Below are 7,776 nucleotides of genomic sequence, written 5' to 3'. Positions count from 1 at the left end.
CACCCTACAAATATTATAGGGCTTGCTGAAGATCTCAGCAAGCCAATCACTGCAAGGGTTTTGAGCCTTTTTTCAGAAATTAAGTGCAAGGTTTTGACGTTGAAAGGCTCAAAACCCTTGCACTCGATCGCTTGAATCTGGCGATCGAGTGCAAATATTTGCAACAAAACCATTTTTTAGCAAGGAGTTCAGGCTTTAGAACAGCATCAGGGACTAATTCAGCAAGCCCTATTATAGATTTGCGATTAGAGGTACCGTCATGTCTGAAATTACGCTCGATTCAGATCGACTCAAGGAAATCTTCAAAAGTGCGATTGTCGAACTAATACATGAAAATAGAGCAGAAGTCTCTGATTTTCTAGCAGAGATGCTCGAAGATGTTGCAATCTAGCAAGCCATCGCAGAAGGTGAAGCTACAGAAATTGTTAGCCGTGAGTCAATCTTTCAACTCTTGGGGCGGAAAGTGTGAATGTCGAATTTAGGAATGGTAGGAGTTAGTGGGTAAATTATTGGTAAAAGATAAGGCTTCAGGTGTTTTTCAGTGTGAGAAAGTTGTAAATAGTTATGAATATTACTCAGCCTTCCAAACTGCCCTTCCTAGAATTTATCGGCTGGCAAATTGCTGATATTTACCGCTTGACTCAACTAGAAATGCTGGCCAGTTACGAACGCGGTTGGCGGTATCGTCATATTACCGATCTTCCTGCAAGTGAGTTGGCATTTATCAAGCAACTCGCTATCGATCGCAAGTCTTGGTTATTAAGTGAATTTATGGATTTTGAGATCGGTCATCATCAATTAATTCATCGTATCTTAGAAAGTTTAAATTGTGAATTTCTGAGTGAATGTCGAGCATATTTTGGTGGCGGCACTCTGATCTCATTGGATCTTGGAGAATATCGCACGAGTAACGATGTTGACTTTATCTGTGCCTTGGGATCTGATTATCGCAAGTTACGTAATGCGATTAGCGATCGAACTCCTCGCATCTTATTAAAGGATAACTCCGATCTAGAAATCGAACGGTTTACTGCCGATCAATATGGGATTAGAATGGCGATTGTTGTTGATGGCATCCCAATTAAGACTGAAATTATTGCCGAAGCGCGATTTGAATTAGATTTGCCACGTCAACCGAGTTGGTCGCCAGTTGAGTGTTTGAGTATCACTGACTGTTTTACTAGTAAATTATTAGCTAATGCCGACCGATACGCAGATCCTAGCGTTCATTCCCGCGATCTCATCGATCTAGCTTTCTTGCGAAACTCTCAACCTATTCCACCTTTAGCGATCGAGAAAGCTGAAGCTGCTTATCGAGTTATATTACCTTTAACTGCGGCATTAACTAAGTTTCAAGCGGATGCCGATCTCAGATTTCACTGTTATGAGAATTTGAAAATTCCTGAAGCTTTTCGGTCTGAGTTAATTGATGGTATCGATTTATTGGCACTCGATCTGGGTTTAGAGAAAACTAGTCGAACTATTAGTGAATCAGGTGACAATATTTTTCCGTTTATGTGAGAATATATCGGTCTGTCGATCGGCTGAAACTAATGTGGTGGCAGTGCCCACTATCTAGATTACAGGTAATTCTCAGGTTATAAATCATTGAGTTACCCTACTTCGATCGAATCGCTGCCAGAAAATCTTTAATAGCTTGCGGTTGGTTTTGAGGTTGAATATATCGTGCCAACAGTTGAAAATCTAAACCTGGAAAAAACTGACTGCTGACAACTTCAAGATCGATCGAGTCGCGCAGATCGTAAAGAGTCAGTCGATTATTTTGCCATACCAAAACTTCAGGAATACCTAGCCCTCGATAGATCGCTAACTTATCGATGCCGCCACTTGTTAAGTTAATCTCAACTGCAAAATCTGGTAGCTCTTTAATTGTACCGACACAATAGCATTCGTCGGGTTCTAAACCTTGCGCTGTCGCCGCTCGTCGAAAAGTTGTCGAACCGTATCCATGCAAAGGAATATCCAGCTCCTCCGCATAACGTTCTAGGAGCCTCGCTACGATCTTTTTTATCGTTTCATGTTCGGCAGAGGGCATAAATATTTCTAAAGTTCCCTCAAGATAGATTAGCTTCAATCCAGAACGATCGCCAAAAATGTTTAGGAGGCTTTCATACTGTTGCCAAGTCACATTCGGTAAGATTAACCGTTGTGATTCAATATTTGGTGGTTGAATTAAGGTGGTCATGGCAAATGACGAGCTAGCATAATAGTTAGACTAATTGTAGCTATTAATTCGATCGAATCTCACAATTAAAAATTATTCTGCTTGAATACATCGATCGCAATAACCACGCACGGTAGTTTCATAGCTAACTGCTTGTAAGCCCGAGCGCAATCGATCGAATGCTACTACAGGCAAGTCATCCCAGTCGATATCTTCGATCGAGCCGCATTGTTGACAGTGGAAATGATGGTGGGATTCGACGATCGCATCGTAGCGCGAAACGCCAGCTTCAAGCAGTACTTCGCGGATCAATCCTGCCGCGCGGAGAGCTTGCAATGAGCTATAAATCGTCGCTTGGGAGGAGACGGGACAGTATTGATTCAAATCTACCAAAAGCTGTTCGACCGTGGGATGATCGTTGCGCGAGAGTAAATTGGCATACACGGCGAATCGTTGCGGTGTCACGCGCAAGCCTTTGGCTTTGAGTGTCTTGACGATCGCGTCTGTTGATGGCTGGCTCATAGCAAGGGATGACTAGGGACTAGAAAACTAGTTGCTAGTAGAGAGATACTGTAATCTCCAATTATAATGCCCAAATTCCGAGAACGACCGCTAAATTTTAAATATTCTTAATTAAGTGTATTTGTTACACTTGACTTATTCCTAAATTAGAATTATTCTGAGATGTATGAGGTTCGCTCGCTCGGTAGTCAGTTGTCGCGCTCGATCGTGCGCTGACCATAATTAATTAAATTTAGGAGTAAATCATGGCTGTAGTCAACCAACAAGTGCCTAACGTTGTATTTAAGACTCGCGTCCGCGACGAATCGGTCGAAGGGCCAAACCCTTTTAAATGGCAGGATACGACTACACAAGACATCTTCGCTGGTAAAAGAGTAGTTGTCTTCTCGCTACCTGGTGCCTTTACACCTACCTGCTCCACCACCCACCTTCCTGGTTATGATGCTGCATACGACGAAATCAAAGCACTGGGTATTGACGAAGTGTACTGTGTATCCGTCAATGATGCTTTCGTGATGTTCCAGTGGGGCAAAAACATGGAAGTGAAAAACGTTAAGCTATTACCCGACGGTAACGGTGAATTCAGCCGGAAGATCGGAATGTTGGTCGAAAAATCTAACTTAGGCTTCGGGATGCGGTCTTGGCGTTATTCGATGGTCGTCAATGACGGCAAAGTCGAGCAAGCATTCATCGAAGATGGTTATAGCGACAACTGTGAAACCGATCCGTTTGAAGTTTCTGACGTCAATACGATGTTGGCTTATTTGAAGAGTAAGTAGTTGTAGGTTGGGGGTTGGGTGGGTAAAGATCTACCCAGCTTTTCGGTTTGGCTGCGTGGATCTTTACCCACCCCACTGGGCGGGGCACCCGACCAGCAGCCCTATGGGCACCCTCCTAGGAGGGGTTTGGGGGGTAAAGCTATCTCAGCCGAAGTCTATTAGACTTGTATATAAGCAACATCTCCAAATTTTGGGTAAGCTAAGGAAATACAGAACATGAGTTATGATTTTGACCTATTCGTAATTGGTGGCGGTTCCGGTGGGATTGCTACAGCCCGACGCGCGGCTGAATATGGTGCGAAGGTCGGTGTTGCTGAATATAGTAGACTCGGCGGTACCTGTGTCAATCGCGGCTGTATTCCCAAAAAACTGATGGTGTATGCGTCCCACTTCCCCGAGCTATTTACCGATGCGGAAGGTTATGGGTGGAGTGCGGTCGAAAGTCAGTTGGACTGGTCGAAAATGGTGACGGGGATTGATAATGAGTTGGTGCGGCTGAATGGGATTTATCAGACGATGCTGGATAAATCCAAAGTAGAAGTCATCAGAGAACGCGCTAAATTTATCGACCATCATACGCTGCAAGTAGGCGAACGCACCATCACTGCTGATAAAATATTGATTGCAGTGGGCGGACATCCCGTGCGTCCAGACATTCCTGGGATCGAACATGCGATCGTTTCAGATGATATGTTTGACTTACCCACCCAACCTAAGAAGATGGTAATTTTGGGTGCTGGTTATATCGGGTGTGAGTTTGCTTGCATTATGAATGGATTGGGGACAGAAGTTACCCAGATTATTCGCCCCGATCTGATTTTACGGAGTTTCGATCGCGACTTGCGATCGGCTGTTCAGGAAGGGATGATCCATCATGGGATTAAGATTATTAATAATTCGATCGATATTTCGATCGCCAAAACCGATAATGGCGTGAGTGTCACTGTTACCACCAAAGACGGACAGCAGACGATCCTCGCTGATGCTGTGAGTTTAGCTGCATTGGGACGGCAGCCCAATACAGCAAATTTAGGACTAGAAAACGTCGATGTCAAAACCCATAATGGCGCGATCTTAGTAGACATGAATAGCCAGACGAATGTAGAAAATATCTACGCCGTCGGCGATTGTACGGATGAGATCCAACTTACACCCGTAGCTGTCAATGAAGGTCGGGCATTTGCTGATACAGTGTTTGGGAATAAACCCCGCACGATGAACTATGCAGACATCCCCACGGCGATCTTTACCACTCCCGAAGCTGCAACCGTCGGTTTAACCGAAGAAGAAGCCCGCGAAATGCACGGTGATAATATTAAAGTCTACCGTAGCAATTTCCGACCGATGTACTATGTCCTGCCAAATAAACAGGATCGCACCCTGATGAAACTGGTGGTGGATACTAAAACAGATCGAGTCCTCGGTGCCCATATGGTGGGAGATCACGCGGCTGAAATCATTCAAGGTATAGCTATTGCTGTGAAAATGGGCGCGACGAAGGCTGATTTTGATGCCACCGTCGGGATTCATCCCAGCTCGGCTGAAGAATTTGTGACGATGCGTTAATCCCACATTCCGCACTTCGGAAAAGTAGCATCAAAAAAGCCTAAATTTGCGTCACGGCAATCAGTGAGTTACGATCGGTAGCATCGTCAAACTGTCGAGTCTTCGTGACTAGTATATGTCGTAAAAGTTGAAGTGCGGAATGTGGGTTAATAGTTGACAGTTGATAGCTTGCACTGGAAGCCGACGCGTAAAGCTTTAAAATCATGCTTTTTGGTAAGCGTCTTGGCACGGAGGTCGTACCGAATAGCAGAAGCTATGGCTTCGGGGTTTAAAGCTTCACTGGACTATAGTCGGTGCACCGACTATGGGTCTCCCGCCCAGTTGCCTAAAGGTGCGATTGTGGTTAGGACGGAGTTTAAATCTCCGTTCTAATCACTTCGCTGTCAACTGTCAACTGTCAACTGTTTACCGATCGCTGTTTGAATTCGATCGAGCAGTGTCGAGTCAAGCTGCGGAATAATCTCGATCGCGCCCATATTCTCCACGACTTGAGCTTTGTTGCTTGCGCCAGTAATAACAGTGCTGACATGGGGATTGCTGGCACACCATGCGATCGCCAACTGCGATAACGTACAACCTAGTTCATTACTAATCGGACGCAAGCGTTCGGTAGCCGCAATCCACTCGCTGTTTGTAACCGTTTGTTGCAACCAATCATAACCTGGTAAAGTCGAACGGCTACCAGCAGGAACTCCATTGGCATATTTGCCCGTGAGTACGCCAGATGCAAGTGGACTCCAGGTAGTTAGCCCCAATCCCTGCTCCTTGTAGAGTGGGGCGTATTCCTGTTCCACCCGATCGCGATGGAATAAATTGTACTCGGGTTGCTCCATCACAGGCTTGTGGAGATGATGCCGATCGGCAATCTGCCACGCACTGACAATTTCCGCCGCCGACCATTCCGAGGTGCCCCAGTAGAGGGCTTTGCCCTGAGTAATCATATCGTGCATCGCCCAGACAGTCTCTTCGATCGGTGTATTTGGATCGGGACGATGGCAAAATACCAAGTCGATATAATCTAATTGCAACCGTTGAAGTGAACCCTCGATCGCCTGATGTAGGTACTTGCGATTGAGTGTATTCTTGCGGTTGGGGCCTTTAGCGATGCCCCAATAAAACTTGGTAGAAATAATATAATCCTCCCGCTCCCAGCCCAGATGCTTGAGCGCATTTCCCATCAGCGTTTCCGCTTTCCCCCCCGCGTAAACTTCAGCATTATCAAAGAAATTTACACCCGCATCTCGTGCCGCAGACATGGTTTCGATCGCCGCTCGATCGTCTACCTGATTGCCATAAGTGATCCAAGATCCTAGCGATAACTCGCTAATTTGTAAGCCAGAACGTCCCAGTCGCCGATATCTCATGCTCGATTCTCCTTGAAAGAACTCAAATTTGAAATCAAAACTCCCCTGCGATCCTGCACAGGTGAGGATGGAATGGAGACACCAGTATTGAGGATGCCCCAACCAGATCTGTCGATCGTGTCGTGAAAATGGTCGATCTTATTTTGAACCTGGCTGTCTGGGCAATAAGATTCAGTACCTAGATCTATTTTAACGATTTCAATGGCGATACCTTCAGTCAACGCTGATTGCCGAACAAGCTCAAAGTTGTTTTACTCAACCTATTGCTTGCCGATCGATCTGAGATTTTACTCAGCTTGGGGATTCGATCGAGTGGTTACATGCGATGTCTGATTGCTAGAGCTGCCCACTCTAAGTTAAAATTGACACATATTTATCTATAGATCTCTTATGCGATCGACACGAGAAATTGAAGGGACTTGGGAAGAAATTCTCACTAATGCTAATGAATTTTCTGGCAAAAGAGTTAGATTAACCTTATTAGAACAAGAGCCGTCCAGAGCATCGGATCTTTTGAAGGAAATTAATATCGGATTTTCAGCAGATATTTGGACAGAATATCACTTGCTTATTGCTAAACGTCAAGCTGAAACCTTGACAGATGAGGAACAACAAAAACTAATTGAAATTAGCGATCGATTGGAAATTGCTAACGTTCGACGGATGAAAGCTTTAATCGAATTAGCAACTTTGCGCGGTCAGCCTGTATCTATAGTCATGCAAGAACTAGGTATTCCAGAGTATCATTAAATGGCTGAAATTACCGCTCAACAAAAGGACTTTATCACCCAACGAGCGCAGGGATGTTGTGAATACTGCTGGAGCCAACTTAAATTTTCACCCGATCCTTTTTCCATCGAACTGTGGGTATGTTTAGTAATAAGGGTTAGAGAAGAAACTTAAATCCTTACTGTACCGTTCATTAAAAAATGCTAAATGAATATAGGATATTTATACGCGCTGACAAATCGAGCTTTTGATAATTCTCTGATTAAAATTGGTCACACCACGAAAGAACCAAATATACGGGCAAAAGAGATTTCTAGTAATACTGGAGTACCCGAACCGTTTGATATTGCTTTCGCTTTTAAAGTTTATGATTGCAAAGAAGCTGAAACAATAATTCATAAAAAATTAAAAGCATACAGAAATAATAACAAGAGAGAATTCTTTATTATGACTATTGATGTTGCTCGGGAGTTGATTCTCAAAATTTGCAGGGTCTTCAGGATCGAGTATGCTAGTGTAGCAAGTGATACAGTTTGAACAAGATGCAGCCATTATTTACTCAGTTACTAAAACTAGACGGTATAACAGTTGAAGAATACTGCGAGCTAGGCGAAGAACTCGTCTTGACAGT

11 protein-coding genes are annotated in these 7,776 nt (G+C 44.3%); 7 read left to right on the top strand and 4 right to left on the bottom strand.

Translation table 11 applies throughout. From position 1 onward, the window contains the following. Window positions 1–259: 259 nt before the first annotated feature. Both ACEW9J_RS22960 and ACEW9J_RS22955 read left to right on the top strand, forming a co-directional pair. Entirely contained in the window at window positions 260–391 is a 132-nt protein-coding gene (locus ACEW9J_RS22960; RefSeq protein ID WP_373547396.1) for a hypothetical protein, read from the top strand. 173 nt (window positions 392–564) lie between these two features. Continuing rightward, window positions 565–1,521 carry a nucleotidyl transferase AbiEii/AbiGii toxin family protein gene (locus ACEW9J_RS22955; RefSeq protein WP_373547395.1) on the top strand — a complete coding sequence of 319 codons (957 nt, stop codon included), beginning with the start codon at window positions 565–567 and terminating at the stop codon, window positions 1,519–1,521. Window positions 1,522–1,618: 97 nt separating this feature from the next. Here the strand turns inward: ACEW9J_RS22955 and ACEW9J_RS22950 are convergent, their stop codons facing one another. Further along, on the bottom strand, window positions 1,619–2,206 hold the full coding sequence (locus tag ACEW9J_RS22950; protein ID WP_373547394.1) for a Uma2 family endonuclease: 588 nt from the start codon (window positions 2,204–2,206) through the stop codon (window positions 1,619–1,621). 72 nt (window positions 2,207–2,278) lie between these two features. Then, a complete protein-coding gene (locus ACEW9J_RS22945; protein WP_373547393.1) occupies window positions 2,279–2,707 on the bottom strand; it encodes a Fur family transcriptional regulator in 429 nt (142 codons plus the stop codon). Window positions 2,708–2,952: 245 nt separating this feature from the next. On the opposite strand from ACEW9J_RS22945, the gene ACEW9J_RS22940 reads away from it, so the two are divergent. Together ACEW9J_RS22940 and gorA are read left to right on the top strand one after the other, a co-directional pair. Further along, entirely contained in the window at window positions 2,953–3,486 is a 534-nt protein-coding gene (locus ACEW9J_RS22940) for a peroxiredoxin (protein ID WP_373547392.1), read from the top strand. Window positions 3,487–3,702: 216 nt separating this feature from the next. After that, window positions 3,703–5,052, top strand: coding sequence for a glutathione-disulfide reductase (gorA, locus tag ACEW9J_RS22935; protein WP_373547391.1), 1,350 nt, complete (start codon window positions 3,703–3,705; stop codon window positions 5,050–5,052). Window positions 5,053–5,435: 383 nt separating this feature from the next. Here the strand turns inward: gorA and ACEW9J_RS22930 are convergent, their stop codons facing one another. Both ACEW9J_RS22930 and ACEW9J_RS22925 read right to left on the bottom strand, forming a co-directional pair. Beyond that, window positions 5,436–6,416 (bottom strand): potassium channel beta subunit family protein, encoded by a 981-nt coding sequence (locus ACEW9J_RS22930; protein ID WP_373547390.1) that lies wholly within the window; start codon window positions 6,414–6,416, stop codon window positions 5,436–5,438. Next, a complete protein-coding gene (locus tag ACEW9J_RS22925) occupies window positions 6,413–6,637 on the bottom strand; it encodes a hypothetical protein (protein WP_373547389.1) in 225 nt (74 codons plus the stop codon). The genes ACEW9J_RS22930 and ACEW9J_RS22925 overlap by 4 nt, the downstream gene beginning before the upstream one ends. A 6-nt stretch (window positions 6,638–6,643) precedes the next feature. Here ACEW9J_RS22925 and ACEW9J_RS22920 point away from each other — a divergent pair, with 6 nt between their 5' ends. The 3 genes from ACEW9J_RS22920 (at window position 6,644) to ACEW9J_RS22910 (ending at window position 7,682) form a co-directional block, all read left to right on the top strand. Then, window positions 6,644–6,799: a hypothetical protein gene (locus ACEW9J_RS22920; protein ID WP_373547388.1), complete on the top strand. Its 156-nt coding sequence runs from the start codon at window positions 6,644–6,646 to the stop codon at window positions 6,797–6,799. 7 nt (window positions 6,800–6,806) lie between these two features. After that, a complete protein-coding gene (locus tag ACEW9J_RS22915) occupies window positions 6,807–7,166 on the top strand; it encodes a hypothetical protein (RefSeq protein ID WP_373547387.1) in 360 nt (119 codons plus the stop codon). A 186-nt stretch (window positions 7,167–7,352) separates the two neighbouring features. After that, window positions 7,353–7,682, top strand: a complete 330-nt coding sequence (locus ACEW9J_RS22910) for a GIY-YIG nuclease family protein (protein WP_373547386.1) — start codon at window positions 7,353–7,355, stop codon at window positions 7,680–7,682. Window positions 7,683–7,776 lie beyond the last annotated feature (94 nt).

The organism is Chamaesiphon sp. (assembly GCF_041737865.1).
Lineage (GTDB): Bacteria > Cyanobacteriota > Cyanobacteriia > Cyanobacteriales > Chamaesiphonaceae > Chamaesiphon.
This window is presented reverse-complemented; position numbering and strand designations above follow the sequence as displayed.

What these genes read in the sequence shown, in the direction of transcription:
- ACEW9J_RS22960 (WP_373547396.1), top strand. Translation starts at nt 260, where the DNA reads ATGTCTGAAATTACGCTCGATTCAGATCGACTCAAGGAAATCTTCAAA.
- ACEW9J_RS22955 (WP_373547395.1), top strand. Translation starts at nt 565, where the DNA reads ATGAATATTACTCAGCCTTCCAAACTGCCCTTCCTAGAATTTATCGGC.
- ACEW9J_RS22950 (WP_373547394.1), bottom strand. Translation starts at nt 2,206, where the DNA reads ATGACCACCTTAATTCAACCACCAAATATTGAATCACAACGGTTAATC.
- ACEW9J_RS22945 (WP_373547393.1), bottom strand. Translation starts at nt 2,707, where the DNA reads ATGAGCCAGCCATCAACAGACGCGATCGTCAAGACACTCAAAGCCAAA.
- ACEW9J_RS22940 (WP_373547392.1), top strand. Translation starts at nt 2,953, where the DNA reads ATGGCTGTAGTCAACCAACAAGTGCCTAACGTTGTATTTAAGACTCGC.
- gorA (WP_373547391.1), top strand. Translation starts at nt 3,703, where the DNA reads ATGAGTTATGATTTTGACCTATTCGTAATTGGTGGCGGTTCCGGTGGG.
- ACEW9J_RS22930 (WP_373547390.1), bottom strand. Translation starts at nt 6,416, where the DNA reads ATGAGATATCGGCGACTGGGACGTTCTGGCTTACAAATTAGCGAGTTA.
- ACEW9J_RS22915 (WP_373547387.1), top strand. Translation starts at nt 6,807, where the DNA reads ATGCGATCGACACGAGAAATTGAAGGGACTTGGGAAGAAATTCTCACT.
- ACEW9J_RS22910 (WP_373547386.1), top strand. Translation starts at nt 7,353, where the DNA reads ATGAATATAGGATATTTATACGCGCTGACAAATCGAGCTTTTGATAAT.